This is a genomic window from Desulfobacula phenolica (assembly GCF_900105645.1).
GTDB lineage: Bacteria > Desulfobacterota > Desulfobacteria > Desulfobacterales > Desulfobacteraceae > Desulfobacula > Desulfobacula toluolica.
Genome location: NZ_FNLL01000011.1, coordinates 1 through 26,638 on the forward strand (window position 1 = coordinate 1; position 26,638 = coordinate 26,638).

Annotated in this window: 27 protein-coding genes and 1 other RNA gene; 17 read left to right on the forward strand and 11 right to left on the reverse strand. The window is 41.0% G+C overall.

Annotated features, from left to right (window positions below; translation table 11 throughout):
- The 6 genes from BLT94_RS16680 to BLT94_RS16705 form a co-directional block, all read left to right on the forward strand.
- Window positions 1–611: 2Fe-2S iron-sulfur cluster-binding protein (locus tag BLT94_RS16680; protein ID WP_245743158.1), on the forward strand; the 611-nt coding region annotated here is incomplete at its 5' end.
- Window positions 612–763: 152 nt separating this feature from the next.
- Window positions 764–1,579: a formate dehydrogenase accessory sulfurtransferase FdhD gene (gene fdhD, locus BLT94_RS16685; protein ID WP_014955897.1), complete on the forward strand. Its 816-nt coding sequence runs from the start codon at window positions 764–766 to the stop codon at window positions 1,577–1,579.
- Window positions 1,580–1,645: 66 nt separating this feature from the next.
- Window positions 1,646–2,428, forward strand: coding sequence for an electron transfer flavoprotein subunit beta/FixA family protein (locus tag BLT94_RS16690; RefSeq protein WP_092236610.1), 783 nt, complete (start codon window positions 1,646–1,648; stop codon window positions 2,426–2,428).
- Window positions 2,429–2,497: 69 nt separating this feature from the next.
- A complete protein-coding gene (locus BLT94_RS16695; RefSeq protein ID WP_092236613.1) occupies window positions 2,498–3,457 on the forward strand; it encodes an electron transfer flavoprotein subunit alpha/FixB family protein in 960 nt (319 codons plus the stop codon).
- Between the two features lie 102 nt (window positions 3,458–3,559).
- Complete coding sequence (locus BLT94_RS16700; protein WP_092236617.1) at window positions 3,560–5,740, forward strand: (Fe-S)-binding protein; 2,181 nt, start codon at window positions 3,560–3,562, stop codon at window positions 5,738–5,740.
- Between the two features lie 130 nt (window positions 5,741–5,870).
- The gene (locus BLT94_RS16705; RefSeq protein ID WP_014955893.1) at window positions 5,871–6,215 is read left to right on the forward strand and encodes a cupin domain-containing protein; all 345 of its coding nucleotides are present in this window, start codon (window positions 5,871–5,873) and stop codon (window positions 6,213–6,215) included.
- Between the two features lie 11 nt (window positions 6,216–6,226).
- On the opposite strand, the gene BLT94_RS16710 is transcribed toward BLT94_RS16705, so the two are convergent.
- Genes BLT94_RS16710 through BLT94_RS16720 form a run of 3 tightly spaced genes read right to left on the reverse strand, consistent with a single transcriptional unit; the run spans window position 6,227 to window position 7,777 of the window.
- Complete coding sequence (locus BLT94_RS16710; RefSeq protein ID WP_092236619.1) at window positions 6,227–6,562, reverse strand: hypothetical protein; 336 nt, start codon at window positions 6,560–6,562, stop codon at window positions 6,227–6,229.
- Window positions 6,559–6,897, reverse strand: coding sequence for a hypothetical protein (locus tag BLT94_RS16715; protein ID WP_092236621.1), 339 nt, complete (start codon window positions 6,895–6,897; stop codon window positions 6,559–6,561). Before BLT94_RS16715 ends, BLT94_RS16710 begins: the two co-directional genes overlap by 4 nt.
- A gap of 1 nt (window position 6,898) precedes the next feature.
- Window positions 6,899–7,777 carry an amidohydrolase family protein gene (locus BLT94_RS16720; protein ID WP_092236623.1) on the reverse strand — a complete coding sequence of 293 codons (879 nt, stop codon included), beginning with the start codon at window positions 7,775–7,777 and terminating at the stop codon, window positions 6,899–6,901.
- Window positions 7,778–8,451: 674 nt separating this feature from the next.
- Between BLT94_RS16720 and BLT94_RS16725 the strand changes: the two genes are divergently transcribed.
- Entirely contained in the window at window positions 8,452–9,108 is a 657-nt protein-coding gene (locus tag BLT94_RS16725) for a nitrite/sulfite reductase domain-containing protein (RefSeq protein ID WP_014955889.1), read from the forward strand.
- An 83-nt stretch (window positions 9,109–9,191) separates the two neighbouring features.
- On the opposite strand, the gene BLT94_RS16730 is transcribed toward BLT94_RS16725, so the two are convergent.
- A complete protein-coding gene (locus BLT94_RS16730; protein ID WP_092236625.1) occupies window positions 9,192–9,548 on the reverse strand; it encodes a hypothetical protein in 357 nt (118 codons plus the stop codon).
- Window positions 9,549–9,896: 348 nt separating this feature from the next.
- Here BLT94_RS16730 and BLT94_RS16735 point away from each other — a divergent pair, with 348 nt between their 5' ends.
- The gene (locus BLT94_RS16735) at window positions 9,897–10,673 is read left to right on the forward strand and encodes a tRNA pseudouridine synthase A (RefSeq protein WP_014955887.1); all 777 of its coding nucleotides are present in this window, start codon (window positions 9,897–9,899) and stop codon (window positions 10,671–10,673) included.
- Window positions 10,674–10,953: 280 nt separating this feature from the next.
- Window positions 10,954–11,586 (forward strand): DUF3786 domain-containing protein, encoded by a 633-nt coding sequence (locus BLT94_RS16740; protein ID WP_092236627.1) that lies wholly within the window; start codon window positions 10,954–10,956, stop codon window positions 11,584–11,586.
- Window positions 11,587–11,794: 208 nt separating this feature from the next.
- On the opposite strand, the gene ilvC is transcribed toward BLT94_RS16740, so the two are convergent.
- Window positions 11,795–13,267 carry a ketol-acid reductoisomerase gene (gene ilvC, locus BLT94_RS16745; RefSeq protein WP_092236629.1) on the reverse strand — a complete coding sequence of 491 codons (1,473 nt, stop codon included), beginning with the start codon at window positions 13,265–13,267 and terminating at the stop codon, window positions 11,795–11,797.
- Between the two features lie 206 nt (window positions 13,268–13,473).
- On the opposite strand from ilvC, the gene ilvY reads away from it, so the two are divergent.
- Complete coding sequence (gene ilvY, locus BLT94_RS16750) at window positions 13,474–14,349, forward strand: HTH-type transcriptional activator IlvY (RefSeq protein WP_092236631.1); 876 nt, start codon at window positions 13,474–13,476, stop codon at window positions 14,347–14,349.
- 140 nt (window positions 14,350–14,489) lie between these two features.
- On the opposite strand, the gene BLT94_RS16755 is transcribed toward ilvY, so the two are convergent.
- Window positions 14,490–14,693: a cold-shock protein gene (locus BLT94_RS16755; protein WP_014955883.1), complete on the reverse strand. Its 204-nt coding sequence runs from the start codon at window positions 14,691–14,693 to the stop codon at window positions 14,490–14,492.
- Window positions 14,694–15,209: 516 nt separating this feature from the next.
- Here BLT94_RS16755 and BLT94_RS16765 point away from each other — a divergent pair.
- Window positions 15,210–15,860 (forward strand): class I SAM-dependent methyltransferase, encoded by a 651-nt coding sequence (locus BLT94_RS16765; protein ID WP_092236638.1) that lies wholly within the window; start codon window positions 15,210–15,212, stop codon window positions 15,858–15,860.
- A gap of 159 nt (window positions 15,861–16,019) precedes the next feature.
- On the opposite strand, the gene BLT94_RS16770 is transcribed toward BLT94_RS16765, so the two are convergent.
- Together BLT94_RS16770 and BLT94_RS16775 are read right to left on the reverse strand one after the other, a co-directional pair.
- On the reverse strand, window positions 16,020–16,907 hold the full coding sequence (locus BLT94_RS16770) for a cation diffusion facilitator family transporter (protein ID WP_092236927.1): 888 nt from the start codon (window positions 16,905–16,907) through the stop codon (window positions 16,020–16,022).
- 21 nt (window positions 16,908–16,928) lie between these two features.
- Complete coding sequence (locus BLT94_RS16775) at window positions 16,929–17,294, reverse strand: hypothetical protein (RefSeq protein ID WP_092236641.1); 366 nt, start codon at window positions 17,292–17,294, stop codon at window positions 16,929–16,931.
- A gap of 343 nt (window positions 17,295–17,637) precedes the next feature.
- Here BLT94_RS16775 and ffs point away from each other — a divergent pair.
- From ffs to nadA, 6 genes are all read left to right on the forward strand, one after another.
- Window positions 17,638–17,734: signal recognition particle sRNA small type (ffs, locus tag BLT94_RS16780), an RNA gene on the forward strand.
- A gap of 168 nt (window positions 17,735–17,902) precedes the next feature.
- A complete protein-coding gene (gene grpE / locus BLT94_RS16785; protein WP_092236649.1) occupies window positions 17,903–18,508 on the forward strand; it encodes a nucleotide exchange factor GrpE in 606 nt (201 codons plus the stop codon).
- A 21-nt stretch (window positions 18,509–18,529) separates the two neighbouring features.
- Entirely contained in the window at window positions 18,530–20,440 is a 1,911-nt protein-coding gene (dnaK, locus tag BLT94_RS16790) for a molecular chaperone DnaK (protein WP_092236651.1), read from the forward strand.
- Between the two features lie 97 nt (window positions 20,441–20,537).
- Entirely contained in the window at window positions 20,538–22,127 is a 1,590-nt protein-coding gene (locus BLT94_RS16795; RefSeq protein ID WP_092236929.1) for a class I adenylate-forming enzyme family protein, read from the forward strand.
- A 19-nt stretch (window positions 22,128–22,146) separates the two neighbouring features.
- Window positions 22,147–22,833 carry an outer membrane lipoprotein chaperone LolA gene (lolA, locus tag BLT94_RS16800; protein ID WP_175530390.1) on the forward strand — a complete coding sequence of 229 codons (687 nt, stop codon included), beginning with the start codon at window positions 22,147–22,149 and terminating at the stop codon, window positions 22,831–22,833.
- A 21-nt stretch (window positions 22,834–22,854) separates the two neighbouring features.
- A complete protein-coding gene (gene nadA, locus BLT94_RS16805; RefSeq protein ID WP_092236656.1) occupies window positions 22,855–23,745 on the forward strand; it encodes a quinolinate synthase NadA in 891 nt (296 codons plus the stop codon).
- Between the two features lie 98 nt (window positions 23,746–23,843).
- Here the strand turns inward: nadA and BLT94_RS16810 are convergent, their stop codons facing one another.
- The 3 genes from BLT94_RS16810 to radA are packed head-to-tail and all read right to left on the reverse strand — an operon-like array spanning window position 23,844 to window position 26,613.
- Window positions 23,844–24,587 carry a YebC/PmpR family DNA-binding transcriptional regulator gene (locus tag BLT94_RS16810; RefSeq protein ID WP_092236657.1) on the reverse strand — a complete coding sequence of 248 codons (744 nt, stop codon included), beginning with the start codon at window positions 24,585–24,587 and terminating at the stop codon, window positions 23,844–23,846.
- 14 nt (window positions 24,588–24,601) lie between these two features.
- The gene (locus tag BLT94_RS16815) at window positions 24,602–25,255 is read right to left on the reverse strand and encodes an RlmE family RNA methyltransferase (RefSeq protein WP_092236658.1); all 654 of its coding nucleotides are present in this window, start codon (window positions 25,253–25,255) and stop codon (window positions 24,602–24,604) included.
- Window positions 25,255–26,613 carry a DNA repair protein RadA gene (radA, locus tag BLT94_RS16820; RefSeq protein WP_014955869.1) on the reverse strand — a complete coding sequence of 453 codons (1,359 nt, stop codon included), beginning with the start codon at window positions 26,611–26,613 and terminating at the stop codon, window positions 25,255–25,257. Before radA ends, BLT94_RS16815 begins: the two co-directional genes overlap by 1 nt.
- Window positions 26,614–26,638: the final 25 nt, after the last annotated feature.

Genomic DNA, 26,638 nt, shown 5'->3' on the forward strand with positions numbered 1-26,638 from the left:
AAAGTAAAATGAGTGAAATCCAATTTGAAATTGATGGAAAACAAGTAAAGGCAACGGAAGGGATGACCGTTCTGGAGGCAGCTCAAAATGAAGGGATATATATCCCCACTCTCTGTCACCATGAAAAATTGGAACCATTCGGGGGATGCCGCGTCTGCATCGTGGAAGTAGAAGTTCGCGGCTGGACAAAGCTCGTTGTTTCCTGCGTTTATCCGGTGGAAGAAAATATAATTGTCAGGACCAGGTCTGAAAAGGTCGACAGAATCAGAAAAACCATCATAGAACTGCTGATGGCTCATGCTCCGGATTCTCCGGAACTGATGAAAATGGCAAAAGAGTATGGTGCTGTTGCAGACCGGTATGAAAAAGATCCTTCTTTTTGTGTTCACTGCGGTCTTTGTGTCAGATACTGCGCGGAAGTGGCACAAAAACATGCCCTTGGATTTGTTGACAGGGGAATAAACAAAGAGATCAGCTTTATACCTGAAATAGCGGCTGTAGAGTGTAACGATTGCAAAGAATGCTTTCCTTTATGCCCGACTTCCTATCTCCAGGCTGCTTTTGTGCTGGCACAATCTCTTTCTTTTCCTGAAACTGAACCAAAAAAATAGGATACAAAGAAACGGAATTGACCGGCAAAAAAATTTTTTACAGGGAAGCAAGATACGGGTGTTGTTTAACATGAGTCCTCATTTTTTAAGATTCGACAGTGGTAAACAACACCCAATAAAAGCACACCCTACATCTCAAGGAGTACGAATAATTGAGTGCAGGCAAGAACACAACGTTTTACCAAGCGCTTCACTGTAATAAAAAAGGGGTTTGTCAAATTGATTCTATTGAATTGATTGGAGAAGAACCCCTTATGATTCGCGTTGAAGACAAACCGTATTCAGTAGTAATGAGAACGCCGGGAGAAGAGGTGTTTCATGCAGCAGGGATATGCCTTGGGGAAGGCATTGTAGATTCCCCGGATGATTTTAAGACTATTGGACATGATATAAATCTTGATCCAAATATTGTTGATATCTGGCTTACCCCTGAAAGAAAAAAAAAAATCCCTGACCTTCTTAAAAGAAAAAGCTATATCAGCCAGACCAGTTGCGGTATTTGCGGCAAACAACTGATCAAGGATCTTCACCAGGTATTAATCCCGGCTGAAGACGGATTTAAAGTAGATATTGAAGGTATTTTTAACTGCGTTAAAATGCTTTCAAAAAAACAGAACTATTATCCTAGAACACGGGGATCTCATGCCGCATTATTGTTTGATGATCAGCTTGAAATACTCACGTTTGCCGAGGATGTGGGTCGGCACAATGCTCTGGACAAAGCCATTGGAAAAGCTTTTATGGACAGGACACTGTCAAAGGCAAGTCTCTTGGTTTTATCTTCCAGGATCAGTTATGAACTGGTTCAAAAAGCTGCCCGGGCTCATCTGCCGATGATAATCAGCAAATCAAGGCCTACCGCCCTTGCCGTCCAAATGGGCCAAAGTCTTAACATGACGCTCGCCTGTGCGTTTGAAGGGTCTAAACTATTAGTACTATGCGGTGAGGACCGCATCATAAAAAAATGAAGGTGCAAAAAGAAAATCACTCGATTTATTTTAAAGCGACCGAACCCAATTAATTAGGAGGACAATTTGAAAATTCTCACAACAGTAAAAAAAGTAGTCGATGTTGAATTGAACATCCATGTGAAGGACGGTGCCATTGTTGAAGACGGGCTGCAATATGTAATAAACGCCTGGGATGAAAACGCAGTGGAAGCCGCAGTCCAGCTCAAAGAAAATAACAATGCAGAAACAACCTTAGTAAGCGTTGGTGGCGGAGACAACACCGATGTTATCCGCAAATGCTATGCCATGGGAATTGAAAACGCAATCCATATTGATGATCCTGCATTGGAAAAAATTGATTCATCAATCTCGGCCAGGGTATTACAAAAGGTTTATGAAAAAGAAAATTATGATCTGGTCATCACGGGCAAGCAAGCCCAGGATACAGATAGCGGACAGACAGGAATCATATTGGCTGAATATCTGGGAATTCCCTGTGTCAGTAATGTAGTCGCCTTGGAAGTTATAGATGATCAGCACATTAAAGCATCCCGCTTAGGTGATGCCGGAACTGAAATTATTGAATTTGAGTTACCTGCCGTTGTAACGGTCAGTGATAGTATTAATGAACCTCGGCTGCCGGCAATGCGCGGCATCATGATGGCAAAGAAAAAGAAAATCCAAGTCATGGATCTGGCTGCACTGGGAACTTCCTTTGATGAAGTCGGAGGTGGTGCGCCTAAATCGGAAGTTGTTGAATTTATGACATCGGAAACACGCCAGGCCGGTCAAAAATTTGAAGGCGATGCGGCTGAAATTGCGGCCAAAGTCGTTGGTCTTCTTGCCAATGAAGCAAAGGTGTTATAAGAAATTTAATCATAAAAATTTACTATTATCATTGGACATTAACCGGATTCATAGAAGGAAAACAATATTATGGCTAAAGTACTCGTAATCGCAGACATCAAACAAGGTGTTTTAAAAGGCAGCACAGCCGAACTTTTATCAAAAGCCAAAGCCATTGGTGCACAAACAGCGGTTGTGGCCGTTGGAAGCAATATAGAATCTCTAAGCTCTGAGTTGGCAAATGCAGGATCTGATACTCAATACATTGCAGATGATCCCAGTCTTGAACTATTTTCTGCAGGTCCTTTTGCAGCGTGTGTTGTTGATGCTGCCAAACAATTTGCTGCCAATCAGATCTGGTTTGGTTTTTCCGAAAGCGGTAAAGCCGTTGCCCCAAGGGTTGCAGCCCAACTGAATGCCGCCTGTGCAAGTGAAATTACAGACGTAACTCTGGATGGAGACCAAATCGAAGTAGTTAGACCTGCCATCGCAGGTAAAGTTATCCAACGCATTAAAGTAAATACCGAACAATTGGTTGCCGTTGTCAGAGCAGGGGCATTTGAGGCAACCGAAGGCATCACAGGAACTGAAAACGTTGTCAAACTTGCTGCTCCGGAAGCTGATTTAAAAGCTGTTATCAAAGAACTTATATCTGATGCAAGCGGTGAAATTGATCTGGCCGATGCAGACATCGTTATTTCAGTTGGACGAGGTGCCAAAGATCAAGCCGGTGTAGATCTTGTAAAAGAACTGGCCAACGATCTTACAGCAGGTTTTGGTGCTTCCCGCGCCATGGTGGATGGTGGTTTTATGGCACACAACAAACAAGTCGGACAAACCGGTAAAATAGTTGCTCCTTCCCTTTATATGGCATTTGGAATTTCAGGTGCTATTCAGCATCTTGCAGGGATGAACGGCTCAAAAGTAATTCTGGCTGTTAATAAAGACCCTGAAGCACCCATATTCAACGTGGCTGACTATGGTATAGTAGGAGATCTTTTTGAGGTGGTTCCGGTTCTTCGAGAAGAGATTAAAAAAATCAAAAGTTAGTTCAAGGTTTTTAATTTAAAAAGGCAATTTCAAAATCATGAAAACTTTTTTTGAAATTGCCTTTCACATTCACAGCAAATTCATTGTATAGATGAGGTATCTATGAATCCCCTTTTTATGTCTTTACTGCTCATAGTCGGGCTGGCGATTTTCAGTCGCACAATGTATTATAAAATTCGATTGATGATGGCACTTGAACCTGCCGATCGAGCCAATCAGATCAAAAAACGAATTAAAAATATGGTGATTATCGCACTGGGTCAAAAGCGCCTGGTGGGAAGAAAAAAAGAGTTGGCTGCCGGTATTATGCATGCTTTCATCTTCTGGGGATTCTGCGTTTTGTTGATCCGAAGCCTGAATCTTTACGGAGAGGGGTTTGTAAAAGGATTTCAGCTGCCTTTCTTTGGAGACGGATCAATACTGGGATATCTGTATATTGCTTTAAAAGATATCATGGAAGCAATTGTTCTATTGATGGCGGGTTATGCCATCTATCGCAGGGCGATTGTTAAACCTGAACGACTGCACAATACATGGGAAGCATATTTTGTTTTAGGCATGATCGTGGTTTTAATGATTTCCGATCTCTTGATTGACGGTGCCCGATATAATTTGATCAATTTGCATAATAATCCGGAGCATCTGCATTTTTTAAATAATCCCCAATACGGTTCCGAATTTCTCTGGACACCTGTTGCCGTGGGAGCTGCAAGCCTTATCTCCTGGACAAGTGCAGGTACTAACCAAGTTATACTGACCAGTATGTTCTGGCTGCACATTATCACACAATTAACCTTTCTTAATTTTCTGCCCCTGGGAAAACACTTTCATGTCATAACATCTCTTCCCAATGTATTTTTAAAGAACCTGGGTTATCCCCATGAAAAAATCAAGCTTCTGGATCTGGAAGATGAATCGGTCTGGGAAGATGAATCCCTGGGAGTCAATCATATACACCAGCTCAACTGGAAACAGGGACTGGATCTTTACACCTGTACCGAGTGCGGTCGATGTAAAGATGTCTGCCCAGCTTATATTACAGACAAGCCCTTAAATCTGTATGACTTTAACGACAGCCTGAAACATGAACTATATGATAATGCAAGCAACATTATTCAAAGAGGGAAATTAGCCGTCACAGGTACGGCTTTTGGTGTGATGGTTACCTCTTTTTTGAATACCATTATCAAAGCGACAAAGCTGCCTGTCACACTTCAAAAGAATGAAAACGCAGAACCAACAGATGAAATCAAAGCCCAGATGGCTGAACTTAACAGCAAAAAAACACTTGTCGGTGATGTGATCTCCGAAGACACTCTGTGGGCATGCACTACCTGCAGGGCATGTGAACAAGTCTGCCCTGTGACAATTGAACATGTTCCCCGCATCATTGCCATGAGACAGGGACAAACCTTAATGGCGGAAGCCTATCCAAAAGAGTTGAATGTAGCTCTTAAGGGTCTTGAGCGAAATGGCAATCCCTGGGGTATCGGGTATGACAAACGCGCTGATTGGGCCGAGGGGCTTGGTGTCAAAACAATGGCTGAGGACCCGAATGTGGACTATCTGCTCTGGGTCGGCTGTGCCGGTTCTTTTGATGATCGAACCAAAAAAGTATCCGCAAGTTTGGTCAAAATCCTGCAAAACGCATGTATCAGTTTTGCCATCCTGGGTGTAGAAGAAAAATGCACAGGTGACTTTGCCAGACGTGTGGGAAATGAAATGCTTTACCAGATGATGGCCCAGGAAAACATTGAAACCTTGAACCGATATAAGGTTAAAAAAATCATTGCAGCCTGCCCCCATTGTCTCAATGCGCTGAAGCATGATTACCCGCAACTGGGCGGAAATTACGAAGTGATTCACCATACTGAGTTTATTGAAAAGCTTGTAAAATCCGGCAGAATCACCTTGAACAAATCTTTGGAAGGATCTTTGACTTACCATGATCCCTGCTATCTGGGTCGATATAATGAGGTTTACGACCAACCCAGATCACTTCTGCAGTCCATATCAAAAGATGGTCTCACAGAACTTGACCGGAATGGCAAAGAAAGTTTTTGCTGTGGTGCCGGCGGTGGAAGAATGTGGATGGAAGAGACAATCGGCAAAAGAATCAATATAGAACGAGCCGAAGAAATTGTCGGTCAAAATGCACCGAATGTAGCTGTGGCATGCCCGTTCTGCTTAACCATGCTCGAAGACGGCATGAAAGAGCTGGGTAAAGAAGAAGAGGTCAAGACACAAGACATCTGTGAACTTGTGGCAAATAATATGATATAAGTTTAGATTAGATTATATTAACTGAAAAAAGCATCTACCATAAAAGACAGCCCCCGGATTAAATTTATTTGATCCGGGGGTTGTCTGTTTTTGGTCTTCTGTTTTTTTTTCAAGCAAAGGACAAAACACCATGATCGTAAGAAATATAAATGATAAAGAGGTGCTTGACACCACCTACAGAGCCCATGGCGGTGCCATTGCCCAGATGATTCTGGACCGCAGAACTTTAAAAGAGCTTGGTTTTCTGGCCATTGCCAGACTTGAACCCGGCAAAGAAATTGAGTCCCATGTCGACCCAATGGAAGAGATCTATTTTGTTGCAAGCGGTACAGGTATCATGCGGGTTGATTATGAAGAACAGCAGGTTAATCCCGGAGATGCCACCTGGATTCCTGTGGGGTCTGCCCACAGCCTTTTCAATAACGGGACGGAACCCTGCGTTATCCTGGTGGTTGCCTCCCCATGGGATAAATAAAGAAACAGGGGTCAGGGGGCCAGCAGAATCTGATCTTTAAAATTTTCAGTCAGGTCTAAGGAGAGTGCGGCAATGTCCGCCTCATTGTGGAATTCAACCATGAGTTCCCCTTTTTCACCGACCATAAGCCTCCCGTATTTTTCCACGACATCGGCCACCAGACTTGGTTCGACCGACCACCAGCCCCGAGTACGCAAAAGCAGTTCTTTTCCCTTTAATTTCCGGGGTGTGACAAGATCAATATCCCTGAACCAGGAATCCCATCCAATCTGTGCAGGTTCCTTTAAAACAGGGCTGACCGGATCATGATAAATGCGGCATCGTCCAAACAGTCTTAATCGAATCATTTCAACCCCTCCTCAACCAAAGATACCAGTTCCGGATTTTGGGGTAAATTCAAAGAAGACACAGGCAATCCGCAATTCTTGAATGCCATGTCCTGACAAAGCTTGAACAGTTCAAAAACCGTATCTTCATCCAAAAGCATCCCTTTTTCCGCAGCCCTGGAACAGGTATTCTCAAACAAGCTGAATCTCAATTCCCTGGCAGGCCGAAGCTGCGGATCAAACAAAGATATGCCCGAACGCTTTATCAGCTCAAAGTCCATGGTCTCCATCCGGAAAAAATAGTCCCGTGTTTTTCTGACATTGGGGTCATGGCCCCAATCATCTGTTGCTTGCATTTTAAACTCCTGAATCCATAGAAACGGCAATTCCCAGCAGCCGGATCATATTTTTTGAAAACACCAGCTCCATATCGTCTTTGGAATAGCCTGCCCTGGCGAGCATACGGTGTTGCAAATCAATCTCCGGTGCATGGGTAAACCAGGGCCAGTCGGTTCCAAAAATAATATGCTCCGGCCCATGGGCTTTTAAAAGAGCAACAAACTGATTTTCCTCCAGCACATGGGCTGCATTTGAGGTGTCAAAAAACAGATTGTCCATGGGGCAAAGATGAGTGCGAATATCATTAAACGGCGCTGCCAATCCACCCATATGCGCTGCAATAAAATTAATCTCGGGAAAATTTTTAACCAAACTGCCTAACCGTTCCGGTGTTGTATTATGTTCAGAATCACCTCCAAAAAAGGTGTCTGCCCCATACAGGGTATCTATAATCACAAAGAACCCAGACTGTTCAGTGATATTGAACTGTCGGATCAAATCAAACATATCAAAGGTCTTGGGATCATCCAAAGCAAATTTCTGGGAAAAGGAACACAATTTTATCCCTTTAATATTTCTTTGCTTAAATTTTACAAGCTCTTGTCTGTTGTCGCTGTATTCAGGATGAAGTGTGCCAGCCGTATACAAAAGATCCGAGGTTTCAACCGTCCTGTAAGATGATTCATTGACCTTGCCAACTTCTTTTGCCCCTGCAGTGGGAAGAATAAAACATCCCTTAACCGCATTGCTCCTCAGTTCATCTTCAAGGAACGACACGCCAACTCTATCTTCTGCCCCGTCTGCCTGCAACCCCAGGAAGTCAACCATCTCCTCTTTTTTTTTAACATTGGAGATAACTTTCGGGTGAAACAAATGGGCATGACCATCAATTATCATTTTCAACCACCATTTTTATTGATTTCTCCATAATATAAAGGCTGTTTTCACAACCCTATACAATTATTCAAATTCATATGAAAAATCAAGACCTATTCCAACGGCAAAATTTTTTTACGGATTGATCTTTTATATGAAAGTCTTCAAAAATTCAAACATTGACTTTCAATCTTTGTTGTGGGCAAACCAAGGTAAAAGAGCAGGTCTGCCCGTGGCAGTTATTAAAAAAAGAACCCTTTATTAATTGATCATATCGAACGGTTGCGGGCTGCCTTTCGTTTGTTTTTGTCCCGATATGCTTTGTTACATAAAAACATCAAACAATACAACAAGGTAGGATGGGCAAAGGTTTTTTCGTGCCAATCAAATGTGTGATGAATTAATAAAATCAATGATGAAATGATTCAAATAATGATACCCATCAAACATAAAAGCAAATCAAATACCGGTTTGGCATGTCTGAATAAGCATGTACCAAATATAAAAGTAATGTTGTTATCTTCACAAAAATCTGCTACCCCAATATTAAGAAAAAAATTTATTAACCGCAGATCACAAGAATATCAAAATATGATTTAATTGTCTTAATCGACTATTTCTTGTGCTGTTTTAATTGCTTGTGCTGTTTTAAATGAGAGGCAAAATAAAAAAACACAACAAAGGAGACAAAAAGAATGCTGAAACTTGGAGAAAAAGGAGCCATCCCCCAGAAAGACAAAAAAACCTATGCCATTGCCCCCCATATTCCCTGCGGAGTGGTAACCCCGGATCTTTTGAGAAAAATAGCCGACGTGTCTGAAAAATATAATGCCCAGGCCGTTAAGATTACCGGCGCAACCCGCATTGCCATTGTGGGACTCAAAGAAGAAGATATTGACAGTGCCTGGGAAGAACTGGGACTGGATAAGGGTGCTGCCGTAGGCTTGTGTGTCAGAAGCATCCGCAGCTGTCCCGGCAATACGTTCTGCACAATAGGCAAGCAGGATTCTCTTGGTCTTGGCATGAAGCTGGATAAAAAATATCACGGATTCAAGCTTCCGGGAAAATTTAAAATGGCTGTTTCCGGTTGCCATCTCAGTTGTGCCGAATCCTGGGTCAGGGATATCGGATTGATCGGAAAAAAAGACGGCTGGACATTAACCATAGGCGGAAATGTCGGTGCCCACCCCCGTATTGGTGACGTACTTTTGGAAGGCTTAGATGATCAAGGCGCTATGGATGCTATTGATAAAGTGGTTGCCCATTATCAGGAAAATGCAAAACCTGGTGAACGGCTCGGCAAAATGATCGACCGGCTTGGTCTTGACGGTTTTAAGGCTGCTGTGGCATAAACATTCATCCCCCTTTCCAACATGACCGGCAAGGGGGATATCTGCATCCTACTTAAATAAAATACCAGATCGGCCAGTGGCATTTATAAAAAATATTCAATTTCTTCCCGGGTAAGAATACTGTTTTTGTGTGGTTTTCTTCTGTCTGCGACTCTTCTTCTGTCATATTTTCGTCTGTCAATACCAAGCCGTGCATTTATGATGGAACGTAACCAAGCGCGAATGGATTTGCGTTGACGATTTGGTTTTTCACGAAAATCATAACGTCTTTCCCCTTTTGATCGGCGATCCTTGTTGACTCGACGGTCCTTATTTTTGCGACGATCCTTAGTGTTGTGATGATCCTTGTCTTTGAACCGACTCTTATCTTTGCAATTTTCTTTATCGTTGCAAAAATCTTGATGATCGACAGTATCAAAAAAATCTGTTCTTTGATTCATGGCAAGGTACTTTCGAGGCTTGAGCCCTATTTTGTTAGCAAAGATCCCAAATTAACGAAAAAAACTTTTTTTGAGCCTCACACTAAGATTTTGTTTTTCCAGGGATATTCAAACTCTTAATAAAAACATAACATTTTTCAATACAAATGCAAGCAGCTTTTTATGACCTTTTCAACTGTTGTTTTCCAGCTCAAAAGACACTGGATAAACCCGTAACTTTTATTTTTGCGCCATCATATGGCAATCAAAGTTCAGGTTGACACATTCTTTGTTGTGCATTATTAGGATGCCGGGACAATATGATCTGTTTTTGAAAAACAACCTTCCCCATTGAATGGAAAAATTTTTATGAAAAAATTTTACTACCTGATTCATATTCAATACATGGGTTACCGATACCATGGCTGGCTTAAACAACCCGGATTAAAAACCATTGAATTTATGATCGAAAAAACAACAAAATTTATTTTAGGCCATACAGACTTTAAAATCTTAGGAACCAGCCGAACAGATGCAAAAGTATCTGCCAATCATTCCGCGTTTGAACTTTTTGTCAATGATCCGTTAGACACCAATCAATTGTTCATGGATTTTAACCAAAACTTACCCAACGATATCAAGGTGATAAAAATAGAAGAAAAGGACAAGAACTTCAATATCATTAATGCCCCGAGAATCAAAGAGTATCTGTATTTATTTTCTTTTGGAGAAAAGAGCCACCCTTTCAGTGCCCCACTTATAAGTTCATTTCAGTATGACCTTGATCTTGATTTGATGAAAAAAGGTGCACTATTATTTAAAGGCAAACATAATTTTATAAAATATTGCACAAAACCAAAGCCAGGAACAAAGTTTAAACGAGAAATCCTGGTCAGCAAGATCAAAAAAAACACAATTTTTAAAGCCAATTTCTTCCCGGATAAAACCTATGCCTATCACATACATTCAGCAGGATTTTTAAGGTATCAAGTGAGGCTGATCATGGGACAGCTTTTGAGTCTTGGAAGGGGGGAAATAAGGTTGGGCGACATTAAGGAATCACTTGAAGGAAAAGATAACAGACCTCTGCGGCACATTGCACCATCCTCTGGTCTGGTCTTGCATAAAATCAACTTTGATTCATAAAAAAATCAGATCCCCCCCATATGGGGGATGTTTTTTTTCTTTATCTGATTTATCAAATTCAATAATATATAGATCTTTTTATATGAAAGTCTTAAAAAATTCATACAAAGACTTTTCATCTTTGTTGTGGGCAAACATGGGTGAGAGACCAAGTCTGCCCGTGGCAGTTTATATGAAAGAACTTTTAACCTGATGAAATTAAATATCTTTCATTGTTTGTTGTGGCATAGTGATCTGCCATGACCTTTATAGAAAAGCCTTTTAACCGGGAGGATCATCAATGAACCAGAGTTCTGAAATATTTGAAAAATACTACCGTGATTATTGCGACCAAATCGCTAAAACAAATCTTGCGTCCATACAGAATATACTTGGAATTGAAACAGATGAGGATCAAATACTGATTCGTTTTTTTAACAAAGATTACCATTACCTGATTTCGCAAAATGAAATAACGGATACATCAGGCAACAGGCCGGATTACAGGATTTGTGTCATCCTTGCCAAATATATTTTGTTATGCCCCGAGCAATTGCACAATGATACAAAATGGGTGTCATTTAAGGATTTTAAAAAAACGTCCCATTTTACCAATGTAAACTTTTTTAAAAGCGATACAGAACAGGTTATTCTCAAACATTTTTCAGGCAGGCTTGATGAACTTTTTAAAGCCGGTAAAAAACTGGGCGGGGTCCGTTACGAAGCGGACATGCCCTATGATCTGGCAATAAAGTTTGACGCCCTTCCCCGGATATCGCTTTTGCTGTTGTTTAACGACAGGGATGAAGAATTTCCTGCTCAATGTACTGTGCTGTTTCAAAAACATTCGGAATTTTATCTTGACCCGGAATCTTTGGGCATAACCAGTGCAGTTCTTGCAAACAATCTGATAAAAACAATGCAAAATCTTTAAAAAACAGACCAAATCAAATCCGGCATTGGGTTTTGCGTTTGCATTTAAAATTAAAAACAAAAGCGCATTGTTTTAAAAAATTATTTTTGAAACAATGCGCTTTTTAAATTATCAACTAACGGCCATGGCAGATTGACTTGCCACAACAAAAAACAAACCCCTTATCATATAAAATATATTGAGATGGGCATCATATAAAAAACCAGGCTTAAGAAATGGGTTTCATGGCCCCCATGTATCCGCGCAGTTTTTTTCCGATCCGTTCAACACCTGTGGAACGGATGGCCTCATTGGTTTTGATAAGTTTTATGTTATCCACGCCATTGGTTTCAACCGTCAAACCTTTACCTATGACATCAATATCAAGTTTTTTCATGAAGTCACAAAGCAATGGAACGGCCTTATGGTTAAACAGATAACATCCGTATTCGGCTGTATCGGAAATGACCACATTCATTTCATAAAGTTTTTTGCGTGCCACCAGGTTTGCAATCAAGGGCAGTTCATGAAGGGATTCATAGTAGGCGGATTCTTCACCGATACCAGTTGAGACCATTGTTTCAAATGCCAGTTCCACACCTGCCTTGACAAAGGCAACCATAAGAACGCCATTGTCAAAATATGCCTGTTCCGGGATCTCCTGATCTGTTGGGGTGGATTGTTCAAAAGCAGTCTGGGAGGTTTCTTCTCTCCATTTGAGCAGGTTGGCATCATCGTTTGCCCAGTCTTCCATCATGGTTTTAGAAAATTCGCCGGACATGATGTTGTCCATGTGCTGGTTGAACAAAGGAGTAAGAATAGTTTTCAATTCTTCACAAAGTTCCTGGGAAACAATTTTTTCAGGATTGCTCAACCTGTCCATCATATTGGTGACACCACCGTGTTTCAAGGCTTCTGTAATGGTTTCCCATCCATATTGAACCAGTTTGGAAGCATATTCAGGAGGAACGCCTGTTTCAATCATTTTATCATAGCACAGCAAAGACCCGGTCTGGAGAACACCGCAAAGGATGGTCTGTTCTCCCATGAGATCTGATTTTACTTCCGCCACAAAAGAAGAATGAAGTACCCCTGCCCTGTCGCCCCCTGTACCGCAGGCATAGGCTTTGGCAAGTTCCATCCCTTCGCCTCTGGGGTCGTTTTCCTTGTGAACGGCAATCAATGTGGGTACGCCAAATCCCCGTTTGTATTCTTCCCGTACCTCTGTTCCGGGAGACTTTGGTGCAACCATGATAACGGTGAGATCTTTTCTGATCTGCATGCCCTCTTCCACAATATTAAAGCCGTGAGAGTATGACAGACACGCATCCTGTTTCATCAAAGGCATGACTGATTCAATCACATTGGTGTGCTGTTTGTCCGGGGTCAGGTTGATCAACAGATCAGCCTGGGGAATCATCTCTTCATAGGCTCCCACAGAAAACTTGTTTTCAGTTGCGTTTTTCCAGGACTGACGTTTTTCTTCAATGGCTGCGTCCCTAAGGGTATAGGATACATCCAGACCGCTGTCTCTCAAGTTTAGTCCCTGGTGAAGTCCCTGGGAACCGCACCCCACTATGACTATTTTTTTGCCCTTCAAGGCTTCAACGCCATTGAATTCAGATGAATCCATAAATCGGCACTGGGAAAGTTCTTCCAATTGTCGTCTCAATGGCAAGGTATTAAAATAATTTTGGCCCATGGTATTCTCCTTATAAATACAATTCAAGTGTTTTACGAAATTAACTTCTTGTATTAATGGACCATATTTATAATTGCGTCAAATGAATCATTTGCAATGTTATGTTTTGAATATTGCAATATTATACCCTGCTTTAATATTGCAACTATTAATATACAACTGATGTATTATTGCAAAATTTAAAACATAGTGTTAAGCATTGAAACATGGATATTCGAAATTTAAAGCTTTTCAGGCACCTTGCAGACACCTTGCATTTTGCAAGAACCAGCCAGGCATGTTATATCACGCCGTCGGCATTGACAAGGGTGATCCAGCGGATGGAAGCAGAGGTAGGTGAAACGCTTTTTATCCGGGACAACCGCTCCGTGGAATTGACGTCGGCCGGAATGGCGTTTAAAAAATATGCCGATGATGTTTTGCGGAGGTGGAATCGGCTCCATGACGAGCTGTCGTCCGATGATATTTTACAAGGCGAGCTGTCGTTGTATTGCTCTGTAACCGCAGCCTATGGCATCCTTCCCAGCGTAATGGCAAGGTATCGAAAGACCCATCCCAGAGTCCGGATACACCTTGAAACCGGGGATGCGGCAAAAGCCCTGCAAAAACTGTCAAACCAGGATGCGGATGTGGCCATTGCTGCCCTGCCTGACACATTACCCAAAGACCTTGTTTTTCAAACCTTGTCCAGGACACCGCTGGTTTTTATCGCACCATTGCAATACCCTGATATAGTGATTCATACGATCGATGGGATAGACTGGGAACAGACCCCGTTAATCATTCCGGATCACGGGTTGAGTCGGGACCGCATAGACCAGTGGTTTGCAAAGGAAAATTTTGTTCCCAATATTTATTCCCAGGTTGCTGGCAATGAGGCTATCATTGTCATGATCAGCCTTGGCTGTGGCATTGGTCTTGTTCCCAGGATGGTGCTTGAAAAAAGCCCTTTTTTAAACCAGGTAAAAATCCTGTCAGGTGCCCCTGTACTGCCGCCCTTTGTCATCGGGCTGTGTACCCGAAAAAAAAACCTTGTCAATCCTCGGGTCAAGGCGTTATGGAGTATGGCCAGTGAAAAATGATTCAGTGTGCCTTAACCGCCTTTATGTTCTAAGATACTTGCAAAAACAAAAAAAATCCCTGAACAAGGATATTGCTCAGGGACTTTATTTTTTCAAGTCACAGAAGTGACTTTTTTTCAAAATTTAAGTAAAACGGCTAACTAAAGCACGGTTACATTTGTTGCGGCAGGACCTTTTTGTCCTTCTTCGATGTCGAATGAAACACGATCCCCTTCATTGAGGGATTTAAAACCGGTTGTATTAATGCCTGAATGATGCACGAATACATCTTTTCCGCCGTCTTCTTGTTCGATAAATCCAAAACCTTTTGAGTCGTTAAACCATTTTACGATACCATTAGCCATGTTGGCAATCTCCTGTAATAAAAAATAAAAATACTAGCTTCTAACTTTGGGGGGCAAACCACACTTGAATATTGGGGATATACACCTTAAGGAGGAAACATATGCGCTTTATACATTGACGCAATATTTATCATCATATAGGAATATTAAAAAAAGTCAAGTTCTATTATTGTTTTTTATTGGCCACAGATCAATAGTGTCTTTTTATTTGATTGCAAATCATTATCAATAGTGTATGATGCGTGATTGTATTCAAGCAAAGAGGCATTCCTTGTTGGAATCATTTTTTTTTAATTTATCTTCGCTACCCTTGTTTTTGTCCAAGCATTGAATGTTAAGGGAATCAGAAGACGTTTTTCAAGGCAATTCGATAACCAGGTTTCGTTGATGCTGTAAGGTTTTAATTTTTTTTTAAATAGCGGCCCTGGCAAATCAAGCTGCCACAACAAAGTTTGAAAGTCGCTGTTTGGATTTTTAAAAACTTTCATCTAAAAAAATGCTTTAATCAGGAGAGATATGTCTTCACTTCGTATCCGTTATCAAACTATTGAGTTTAAAGATGTCGATATTCATGTTCGTACGTTACGAGACACACTCCAATATCTTGATGTTAATGGTGTTGCTGAAAAATTGGGCATATCATCGGCCACATGGCCGTTATTTGGGGTTATCTGGCCTTCTGGAAAGGTGCTTGCACATCACATGATTGATTATGAAGTTGATGGGAAACAAATTTTAGAAGTCGGCTGTGGTATTGGGTTGGCCAGCTTGGTACTCAACCATCGCCTCGCAGATATTACCTCTACAGACTATCATCCGGAAGCTGAACCGTTTCTGATGGAAAACGTTAAGCTCAACAAGGGTAAAAAAATACCGTTCATTCGTATGGGATGGTGTGACAGCAATATTAATTTAGGTACATTTGATCTTATCATTGGAAGTGATTTGTTGTATGAACCAGATCATGCCGAGCTGTTGTCCGGTTTTATTGATCATCATGCAAATCAGCATTGTGAAGTGATAATTGTTGACCCTGGACGCGGCAAACATGCGCGTTTCAGCAAAAAAATGGTGAACCTTGGGTATTCTCATACGCAAAGCAAACCGGTCGATACGAACTATCTGGTCCGACCATTCAAAGGACAAATTCTAAGCTATTCACGTTAGCGAAGGACTCTTTTGCAAATTCATATTACCTCAACCATTTGGATAAGCCCAATGAACAGATTCAGTGAACAGGTACGACTTCTTGCCCCGGAACTCAAGGACAAGGGAATCGACCCCCCATAGGGAATAAAGATTTTTTTTATTCCAGGATATATGAATTTATTCCGGTTCAGATAAATTTCTTTCAGGTTCCAGGTGAACCATTACATCAATAATTTTGGGATTTTTTTGAATAAGGGCCTGTTTTACCTCTTCAGATATATCATGGCCCTGGATAACAGACAAGTGTCCGTCAACTTCCAGGTGAAGATCAATATAAATATAATTGGCAAGCTTGCGGGTTCTCAATTTATGGACGCCTTTAACATTGCGTATGGTTTTTATGGTTTTTTCCAGTTCAATAACTTTTTGCTTTGAAATACCTGTGTCCAAAAGATCATTAATATTGGTGAAAAAAATCTCAAGGCCTACTTTAACAATAAAAGCTGATACAATTATTGCACCGATCTGGTCTAGAAAACCCAATCTTGGATCTATTAAAGAAGCCAAAATCGCTATAAGGACGGGGATGGAGGAAAACGCATCGCTTCTATGATGCCAGGCATTGGCTTTAAGAGAAGATGAATTGATTTTAATGCCAACTTTATATGTCACCTTGAAAAGTATTTCTTTCACAAAAATGGAAATCAACGGACCAATAGTGACGATCCAGTTCAATTGAGCCTGCTTCCTTTCCAATAAAGATACTATACCATTATATCCAATTGTACAGGCAACCAAAATAAGGATAAATCCAATAATAATGGTAATAAAAGATTCTATTTTCTGATGCCCATAGGGATGGTCATCATCCGGCGGTGCAGTCCAGTATTTTACACCGAACAAAATGACCAGGTCAGATGATGTGTCTGAAAAGCTGTGCAGGGCATCTGCAACAACTGCCTGGCTGTTACCCAGAAAACCAATTAAAAACTTGATGACGGAGAGTATTATATTTGCCACAAGGCCTATCAAGGTAATATTTTGAATTTGGTTTTTTTTGTTCATTTTATTTGATTGCAATTTTTTTTATTCTTTTAAAAGCTTAATTTTTACAATTTGTCCTTTTTTATTAATATATGCTATACCTTTTGCCAAGGTCCGCTGCGATTCAGAACTAACGATTTCTACGCCCTCTTCATAAAGAATAATTGACAAAAACTCTTCTTTTTTTGAGTCTGATTTGTTTTTTAAAGTATTGGTATTCGATGATGTTGCTTTTTTGGGGCTGCGGCTCATTTCAGATGGAGTTTTACTCATTTCATAACGCGCTTTGTTTCTTTCTGAAATTAGATCTGAAACATTTGAATAATTGTTTTCTTCTTTTTCATTCCGGCAAGCTGAAATTTCAAAACACAAAATTAACAATGCATACAAAAAAAATCTTGATTTCATCTTATTTCCTCTGGACAAATCTGTTCCTTTGGCTGTGAAACAGCTATTCAATATTATCATTTTATAATGATCATAAAAAAAAAATCGGAATTGATTATCCTCATTTTTCTATTTTGATCATATTATTCTCCTTTGGTAAAGAATTAAATTTCCCAAATGTCCTTTAATCAATATCAATAATTGAGCAGCAAGTAATATACCAAAAAAAACAGTTGTTCAATTGATATTTTTAATTCTTACAATCTGGCTCAAAGAATATGGCACGAAGAATTAGGCTTGAAAAAAAAATCAAAAGCAACTATATATAAGCGTCCGGCTGTGCAGGCCGGGTTTGGATAATTCTGATCGGTCGCCTCGTAACAGAAGGCCATGAACCTCGTCAGGTCCGGAAGGAAGCAGCGATAAGTGATCTCTTCTGTGTCGTGGATCGATCCCGGTCACGCAATTTTCCTTTAACCCTTCTGCCAGCCGGATCCTTTCTTTTAAACCCCATTTTTTTTATATCTTGACATGTTTTTAAACAGACTTATTTTTCTGCCATAATTTAATAGATAATTTTTTAGTAAAGCAATCTTTATGATAAGGAATATTTGGAGCAGGAGAAAAAATTGGCAAACGAAAAAAAAAAAATAAAAGAAACCAAAAATGAGGATTCTCCCAAAAACGAGGCTGAAAAAGCTAAGACCAAAGACGATTCCGATAAACCAGCAAAAAAAGATACATCTGAAAAGGAAGGTATCAATGAACTCAAAGAACAGCTTTTATTTGAAAAGGAGCGTGTGTTGAGGCTTTCTGCTGAATTTGAGAATTATAAAAAAAGAAAACAGCGGGAATCAGATGAATTTAAAAAATTTGCCAACGAAACGGTCTTTAGACAATTTTTAACTGTTGTGGATAACCTTGAAAGAGCAATTCTTTCAGCAGAAGAAGTTTCAGAAGATGACGGCTTGCTCGAAGGAGTCAAACTGACATACAAGGATATTATCAAATTGTTTGAAACCTTTAATGTTAAACCGGTAGAGGCTGAAAACAAACCGTTTGATCCCAATTTTCACCAGGCCGTCAATCAGGAAGGTACAGATGAAGTTCCTGAAAACACTGTTATAACGGTACTTCAAAAAGGGTATCTTCTTCACGACAGGTTAATCAGGCCTGCTATGGTTGTTGTCTCAAAAAAAATTGAAAAAACAAAAGAAAAAACAAAAGAAAATTAAAGATATCTCGGAGGGTATGTTATGGGTAAAATAATCGGAATAGATTTAGGAACAACCAATTCCTGCGTAGCCGTTATGGAAGCGGGCGGTGAAGCAAAAATCATCACAAATGCAGAAGGTGGAAGAACAACACCGTCTATTGTTGCGGTGTCTGAAAGCGGTGAACGAATTGTTGGTCAGGCAGCAAAGAGACAGGCGGTCACCAACCCTGAAAACACGGTATTTGGTGTAAAAAGATTGATTGGAAGAAAATTCAATTCAAACGAAATTCAAATGGACATCCCGAATCTTCCTTATAAAATTGAAGCCGCCTCCAATGGCGACACCCGAATCAATTTAAGAGGAAAACAACACAGTCCTGCTGAAATCTCATCCTTTATATTGGCCAATATTAAAAAGACGGCTGAAGACTATTTGGGAGAAGCGGTCACAGAAGCGGTTATCACCGTACCCGCTTATTTTAATGACAGCCAGAGGCAGGCTACAAAAGACGCAGGAAAAATCGCCGGGCTTGAAGTAAAGAGAATTATTAATGAACCAACAGCCGCCTCATTAGCTTATGGTCTGGACAAAAAAGGCGAAGAAAAAATTGCCGTATTTGATTTGGGCGGCGGTACATTTGATGTTTCAGTCTTAGAGATCGGTGACGGAGTGTTTGAAGTAAAATCAACATCCGGGGATACCCATTTAGGCGGGGAAGATTTTGACCTGAGAATCATTGATTATATTGCCGATGAATTTAAAAAAGAGCAGGGAATCAATCTCAGGACGGATAAAATGGCGCTTCAGCGCCTTAAAGAAGCAGCTGAAAAAGCAAAGATGGAATTGTCAACATCCACTGAGACCAGCATCAACCTGCCGTTTATCACGGCAGACGCTTCAGGGCCGAAACATCTTGACGTAAAACTGAGCAGGGCAAAACTTGAATCCCTGGTAGCCGATCTTTTGGATAAACTTGAAAAACCTTGCCGGGTTGCTTTAAAAGAAGCCAACCTGGGATCAGGTGGCGTTGACGAAGTGGTTCTGGTCGGTGGTATGACTCGTATGCCGGCAGTGCAGGAACGGGTTGAGAAAATTTTTGGACAAAAACCCCACAAGGGTGTAAATCCTGACGAAGTCGTTGCCATGGGTGCGGCAGTGCAGGCGGGTGTTCTCCAAGGGGATGTAAACGACGTTCTTCTGCTTGATGTTACACCGTTATCACTGGGTATTGAAACCTTGGGCGGTGTTATGACTAAACTTATCGATAAAAACACAACCATTCCGACCAAAAAGAGCCAGGTATTTTCAACCGCTGCTGACAATCAGCCGGCTGTTTCCATTCATGTTCTCCAGGGTGAAAGACAAATGTCTGCAGACAATAAGACGCTTGGACAATTTGAACTGTCTGATATTCCACCTGCACCAAGAGGAGTTCCCCAGATTGAGGTTTCATTTGATATTGACGCCAATGGGATTGTTCATGTAGCGGCAAAAGACAAGGCAACCGGCAAAGAACAGTCCATTCGTATCACGGCGGCCAGTGGCCTTTCAGAAGACGAAATCAACAAAATGGTCAAGGATGCGGAACTGCATGCCGAAGACGACAAGCAAAAAAGAGAACTGGTTGATACCAAAAATAATGCAGAAGCACTTGTTGACCAGACTGAGAAGACTTTGAAAGAGCATGGAGACAAGGTTGATGAAGAGACCCGTAAAAATATTGAATCTGCTGTTGAAGCATTGAAACAGACCAAAGATTCAAGCAATCTTGATGACATCAAACAGAAAATTGAAGCCTTGTCACAGGCATCTCATAAGCTTGCAGAAGTCATGTACCAGCAGGCAGCCAAGGATGGACAAGGCGGTCAAGGTACGGATGCCGGAGCCTCTCCTCAGGAAGATGACGATGTTGTTGATGCGGATTTCGAAGAGGTTAAAAAAGACAAGTAAAGTAAAAAATATAAAACCTGTTGAATATAGTCCTGCCGTGTTTTATAGTTTCACGGCAGGATTTTTTTTATATAGAATGAGGGGCTGTTGTTTTGAAATGATTATAACTGAAATTTTAACAAGAAACGCATTGATGTATAAATGCGAGACCGCACTCGTAGAATGTATACCTTCTTTGAATTCCCGGAAAACCATTACCTGGGAAGAATTTTACAGGAAATCAAACCGGCTTGCAAACGCCTTTGAAAACCGGGGTATCCAAAAAGGGGACAAAATTGTACAATTGATGACCAATTGCCTTGAATGGCTTCCCATTTATTTTGGCATACTTTATACGGGTGCTTGGGCAGTCCCGTTAAACTTCAGGTTTGAATCCGACAAAATTCTTCTTTGCACCAATACGGCTGAAGCAAAAGTTTTCATATTCGGTGAAGAATTCATTGAAAGAATTGAAGCAATCCGAGATGAACTGGAAAAATATGTTCAGCTCTGGATTTTTACTGGGCCTGCTAACTTATGCCCTGACTGGGCAGTTCAATATGATACGTTTATAGAGACACAATCATCAGACGCCCCCCCTGATGTTGACCTTGATGTCGAGGATGCTGCTGCCTTATATTTTACAAGTGGCACAACAGGTAACCCCAAAGCCGTTCTTTTAACCCATAGAAATCTTGAGCATGCCTGCCATGTTGAACATGCCCATCATAATCAGACCCATGAAGACATTTTCCTTTGTATTCCGCCCCTGTATCATACAGGTGCCAAAATGCACTGGATGGGCAGTTTTCTTGTGGGAGGTAAAGGTATTATTCTTAAAGGAGTAAGTCCCCAATGGATTATTGAGACCATCTCCCAAGAGCAGTGTACCATTGTCTGGCTTTTGGTTCCTTGGGCCCATGATATTCTGATTGCCATTGAAAATAAAGAAATTGATCTTTCAAAACACAGACTTTCCCAATGGCGTTTGATGCATGCCGGTGCCCAGCCGGTTCCGCCAAGCCTGATTGAAAACTGGAAAAAATATTTTCCAGGACAAGATTATGATACCAACTACGGACTTACCGAATCAACAGGTCCGGGGTGTGTTCATTTAGGAATTGACAATGCCGATAAAATAGGGCCTATTGGATCACCTGGATTTGACTGGGAAGCAAAAATTGTAGATAAACAGGGAAACCTGCTTTTCGGCAATGAATCAGGCGAACTTATTGTCAAAGGCCCGGGTGTGATGAAAGAATACTATAAGAACCCCCAGGCCACAGCAGAGACCATCAAAGACGGCTGGCTTCACACCGGCGATATTGCACGATATGATATAAACGGGTTTATATGGCTTGTGGACCGGAAAAAAGACATGATTATCTACGGCGGAGAAAATATTTTCCCTGTTGAAATTGAAAATTTTTTCCTTAAAAATAAAAAAATAAAAGATATTGCCGTCATCGGTATCCCGGACGAGCGTTTGGGAGAAATTCCAGCCGGGATCATCAGTGTTAAGCCCGGGTGCATACTTTGTGAAAGTGATATTATCGAATTTCAACAAGAATTGCCCCGATATAAACACTTGAGAAAGATTTTTTTTGGAGATGTTCCGCGAAATCCCACCGGAAAAATCGAAAAACCAAAACTGAGAAGAATATATGCTGAAGATAAACGAAAAGATATTCGAAAACTTCTTCGATAGTCCTTATAAAGGAGATAAAGTGAACGTTTTATTCTGCGGAATGATATGCAGGATTATTCTTCCTTTTATCCTGATCTGGTCTGTTGTTTTTTCAACCGTATGTGCATCCGCTGCAAACACCAGCACGGATAAGGTTAAAGAAAATATTTTAGACGCCATTGAAAAAAAATATACCGGCAAAAGCTTTGAAGCATCGTTTACACAGAGTGTAACGCTTGTAGCCATTGACAATACTCAAAAAGCATCAGGAAAAGCATCTTTTAGCCATCCAGGAAAAATGAGATGGGAATATCTGGAACCTGAGCGCCATGAAATTATTACTAACGGCAGCTCTCTTTGGATTTACCGGCCGGAACTGAATCAGGTTATGCAATCAGATACAGCTTCGTTTTTCAAACCAGGCTCAGGAGGAGATTTTTTATCAGATATTTCCCTTGTCAGAAAAAATTATATTATCAGTATAAAAGCAGTCACAGCAGAGTATGTGGAAATCAAGCTGATTTCAAAACAAGAAACTCATAATTTTTCTTCAATTGTGATTCGAATATCACAAAAAAACAGTGAAATTGAAAGGGTTTTTAGCTATAATACTTACGATGATACCACCACCTTGTTTGAATTCAGTGATATTCAATTTAAAGAGATTGACCCGGCCATATTTGAATTTAACCCGCCTGAAAGGTCGGATATAATAAAAATGGACTAATAATTATTTTAAGGTTACACAATGAAAGATAGAATCAGACAACTTGCCAAAGAAAAAAATGCCATCATCCTTGCCCACAATTATCAACCCCCTGAGATTCAGGATATTGCGGATCTGTGTGGGGATTCTCTTGAATTGAGTATCAAAGCCTCGAAAACCAAAGCCGACGTAATTGTTTTCTGCGGTGTCCATTTTATGGCGGAAACAGCCTTTATTCTGTCTCCCGAAAAAACCGTATTGCTGCCCAATACTGACGCAGGCTGTCCCATGGCAGATATGGTTGAGCCTATTGCGTTAACCGCCAGAAAAAAGGAACTGGGAAATATTCCCGTTGTCACTTATGTAAATTCTTCTGCTGCCGTCAAAGCAGTTTCCGACATCTGCTGTACATCTGCAAATGTTATAAAGGTTGTCAACAGCATTGGTGCCGATCAAATCCTGATGACACCGGATCGGAACCTTGCTAAATATGCAGCTGCAAACACGACCAAGAAAATTCATCTGTGGGATGGATATTGCCCCTTTCACAACACCTTGTCTGCACAGGATGTCCATCAGGCAAGAAAAGAGCATCCTGAAGCGCTTTTTATTGCCCACCCGGAATGTCCGCCTGAAGTTCTTGCTCTTGCCGACAGCATCCAGTCCACCTCTGGAATGATAAAATTTGCCGGAGAGTCTGACCGGAATTCTTTTATTCTCGGAACGGAAACAGGGTTGCTCTACCCAATCTCAAAAGCCTATCCTAATAAAAAATTCTATCCTGCATCTGAAAAAATGTATTGTAAGGATATGAAAAAAATTACGCTTAATAATTTGGCTGACAGTCTGGAAAATTTAACCGGAAAAATAACGGTTCCGGAAGATATCAGAAAAGCGGCTTTAGGGTCGGTTCAAAAAATGATCAATCTGTAAACCATAAGGTTATAAAACACTTAAATCCAATAAAAGCAGTAGCCTTAAAATAAATCAAGGCTCCTGCTTTTTTTTATGGTTAAAATGTTGATCAACGATCACATTGAATCAAATACTTCATCCGGTATATCTGCATTAGTATAAAATTTTTGAACATCATCGCAGTCATCTAAAACATCCATGAATTTGATCATCTGTTCGGCCTCTTTGCCATCCACCTTTGTCATATTCTGAGGAAGCATGGTGATTTCAGCCATTTCATACTTGATTCCTGCTGCATCAACAGCTTCTTTGACTGCATCAAAGTCTGCAGGTTCCGTAATGATATCAAAGGAATTAGTCTCTTCTCTGATGTCTTCAGCTCCGGCTTCAAGAGCCACTTCCATCAGCGTCTCTTCATCGGAATCCTCTTTGCTGACAGTCAACACTCCTTTTTTATCAAACATCCAGGCAACACAACCATCTGTTCCCACATTCCCGCCGGCTTTACCAAATGCATGGCGGACCTCTGCAATGGTTCTGTTTTTATTATCTGTTAAACATTCGACCAGAACAGCAACCCCGCCGGGGCCATATCCTTCATATACGATTTCTTCATAGTTAACACCCTCAAGCTCGCCGGTTCCTTTTTTAACCGCTCTTTCAGACGTATCCTTGGGCATATTCTGGGATCTGGCTACACTCAACGCATGCCTTAATCTGGGATTTGCTTCAGGATCACCCCCGCCCATCCTTGCAGCAACTGTAATTTCTTTTATCAATTTGGTAAAAAGTTTACCCCTTTTGGCATCTGTAGCGCCTTTTTTATGCTTTATGGTCGACCATTTGCTATGTCCTGACATCTTTTATATCCTCCTTACTTCTTACCTTTTGCTATAATATATATTTCTTTACTCTGTTTTCTGCAGCTATCCGGTTTAAATATTTTGCATTCTTTAAATTTTGATTTAACACTTTTTTGAAAGGCATTAAAGTCATTTCCCTGAAATATCTTGCAGACAAAATTGCCGTTTTGAACCAAAAAATTCTTTGCTATGGTCAGAGCCATATCACAAAGTTCAAAAGATCTTAATGCATCCACATCCTTTCTTCCGGTTGTTGCCGGTGCCATATCACTGAGTATTACATCGAATCCTCTGTTTTTATCTAAAAAAGCGGCATTATCCTGATTTAAGATATTATCTTTAATCGCCACTACATTATCGGGCAGTTTAATCTCGATTGGTTTTAAATCAATACCTTTCACCAGACCTTTGTTTCCCACCTGTTTTGCGGCATACAACAACCATGATCCGGGCGCACACCCAAGATCAAGCACTTGGTCATTTTTTTTTATGACCTTGAATTTATTCTGAATTTCTTCAAGTTTGTATATGGATCGTGCCGGATAATTTTCAGCTTTTGCCCGATGGGTCAGATGATCTGCCCATTGGTTTTTGCTTGACTTGTTTTTGCCTGATTGGTTTTTGACTGATTTGTTGCTGGCTTGTTTCTTTTTTTTGGCTGCCATTAAAACAATACCTCCATGGCACTTTTTAGAAAGCTGACACTTTCAAATGTCATTGTGTCTATTCCTGATACCTGCTTGATCGTATTGGCAGGGATAAGGCACCTTGTAAATCCCATTTTTGCAGCTTCCTTTACTCTTGCCTGAACATGCCCCACAGCCCGGATTTCCCCTGTTAATCCGATTTCCCCTATTAGCGTTGTCTTCTTGTCCACTGGTTTATCCAGAAAACTTGATGCCAGGGCTGCTGCAATGGCAAGATCTGCCGATGGTTCAACTATTTTTACCCCGCCTGTGACATTCATAAAAATATCAAGGCCGGAAAGATTCATTCCAAGCCTTTTTTCCATCACGGCAACAATCAAGGCCACCCTGTGAGTATCCAGGCCCAAAATCGTTCGCCTTGGGGTTCCCAGGCTCGAACTGGCCACAAGACCCTGAATTTCAACCAGAATGGGCCGCGTTCCTTCCATGCAGGAGGTTACCACAGACCCCGGTGCAACTGCGGAACGTTCAGCCAAAAAGACTGCGGATGGATTTGGAACCTGGGCAAGGCCTTTTTCATTCATTTCAAACACACCGATCTCATTTGTGGGACCAAACCTGTTTTTAACAGCTCTTAAAATTCTGAACACATGACTTTTGTCCCCTTCAAAATAAAGGACAGTGTCCACCATATGCTCCATGATCCTTGGCCCTGCAATGGCACCCACTTTGGTCACATGGCCCACCAGAAAAATGGGAAGGCCGGTTGATTTTGCAAGCTTCATAAACTGCATGGCAGCTTCCCGGATCTGTGTCACACTGCCCGGCGTTGATGAGACATCCGGATGAAAGACCGTCTGAATGGAATCAATTACCATGGCATCGTATTTTGACAATTCCACCATGGCCAAAATGGATTCCAAATCGGTTTCAGACACCACAAACAAAGAAGAACCATGGGAATCAAGCCTTCTACCCCTCATGGAAATCTGTTGAACAGATTCTTCTCCTGACACATAAAGGCATTTTTTACCGGCATTGGATAATATTGACAATATCTGAAGCATTAAGGTGGATTTTCCGATTCCAGGGTCTCCGCCAATCAAGATCAATGAGCCGTCTACAATGCCGCCTCCCAGTACCCGGTCAAATTCCGCCACACCGGTTTCGAGCCTTTCGGTTTCTTTGACTTCCACAGAATCAATCAAGACAGGTTCTGATAAAAAAGAGGATTTTCTCTTTTTTAAGACACCAGCACCGATTCGTTCTTCCACCAAAGTATCCCAGGCACCGCAATCCGGACATTTACCCATCCATTTCGGGGTCTGCCCGCCACAGGACTGGCATTTGAATGTAAACTTTTCCTTTTTTTGCAAATTGTTTCCATACTTGTTTATAATT

Coding starts and splice junctions, on each gene's coding strand:
- BLT94_RS16695 (WP_092236613.1), top strand. CDS start 2,498: ATGGCTAAAGTACTCGTAATCGCAGACATCAAACAAGGTGTTTTAAAA.
- BLT94_RS16700 (WP_092236617.1), top strand. CDS start 3,560: ATGAATCCCCTTTTTATGTCTTTACTGCTCATAGTCGGGCTGGCGATT.
- BLT94_RS16705 (WP_014955893.1), top strand. CDS start 5,871: ATGATCGTAAGAAATATAAATGATAAAGAGGTGCTTGACACCACCTAC.
- BLT94_RS16710 (WP_092236619.1), bottom strand. CDS start 6,562: ATGATTCGATTAAGACTGTTTGGACGATGCCGCATTTATCATGATCCG.
- BLT94_RS16715 (WP_092236621.1), bottom strand. CDS start 6,897: ATGCAAGCAACAGATGATTGGGGCCATGACCCCAATGTCAGAAAAACA.
- BLT94_RS16720 (WP_092236623.1), bottom strand. CDS start 7,777: ATGATAATTGATGGTCATGCCCATTTGTTTCACCCGAAAGTTATCTCC.
- BLT94_RS16725 (WP_014955889.1), top strand. CDS start 8,452: ATGCTGAAACTTGGAGAAAAAGGAGCCATCCCCCAGAAAGACAAAAAA.
- BLT94_RS16730 (WP_092236625.1), bottom strand. CDS start 9,548: ATGAATCAAAGAACAGATTTTTTTGATACTGTCGATCATCAAGATTTT.
- BLT94_RS16735 (WP_014955887.1), top strand. CDS start 9,897: ATGAAAAAATTTTACTACCTGATTCATATTCAATACATGGGTTACCGA.
- BLT94_RS16740 (WP_092236627.1), top strand. CDS start 10,954: ATGAACCAGAGTTCTGAAATATTTGAAAAATACTACCGTGATTATTGC.
- ilvC (WP_092236629.1), bottom strand. CDS start 13,267: ATGGGCCAAAATTATTTTAATACCTTGCCATTGAGACGACAATTGGAA.
- ilvY (WP_092236631.1), top strand. CDS start 13,474: ATGGATATTCGAAATTTAAAGCTTTTCAGGCACCTTGCAGACACCTTG.
- BLT94_RS16755 (WP_014955883.1), bottom strand. CDS start 14,693: ATGGCTAATGGTATCGTAAAATGGTTTAACGACTCAAAAGGTTTTGGA.
- BLT94_RS16765 (WP_092236638.1), top strand. CDS start 15,210: ATGTCTTCACTTCGTATCCGTTATCAAACTATTGAGTTTAAAGATGTC.
- BLT94_RS16770 (WP_092236927.1), bottom strand. CDS start 16,907: ATGAACAAAAAAAACCAAATTCAAAATATTACCTTGATAGGCCTTGTG.
- BLT94_RS16775 (WP_092236641.1), bottom strand. CDS start 17,294: ATGAAATCAAGATTTTTTTTGTATGCATTGTTAATTTTGTGTTTTGAA.
- dnaK (WP_092236651.1), top strand. CDS start 18,530: ATGGGTAAAATAATCGGAATAGATTTAGGAACAACCAATTCCTGCGTA.
- BLT94_RS16795 (WP_092236929.1), top strand. CDS start 20,538: ATGATTATAACTGAAATTTTAACAAGAAACGCATTGATGTATAAATGC.
- nadA (WP_092236656.1), top strand. CDS start 22,855: ATGAAAGATAGAATCAGACAACTTGCCAAAGAAAAAAATGCCATCATC.
- BLT94_RS16810 (WP_092236657.1), bottom strand. CDS start 24,587: ATGTCAGGACATAGCAAATGGTCGACCATAAAGCATAAAAAAGGCGCT.
- BLT94_RS16815 (WP_092236658.1), bottom strand. CDS start 25,255: ATGGCAGCCAAAAAAAAGAAACAAGCCAGCAACAAATCAGTCAAAAAC.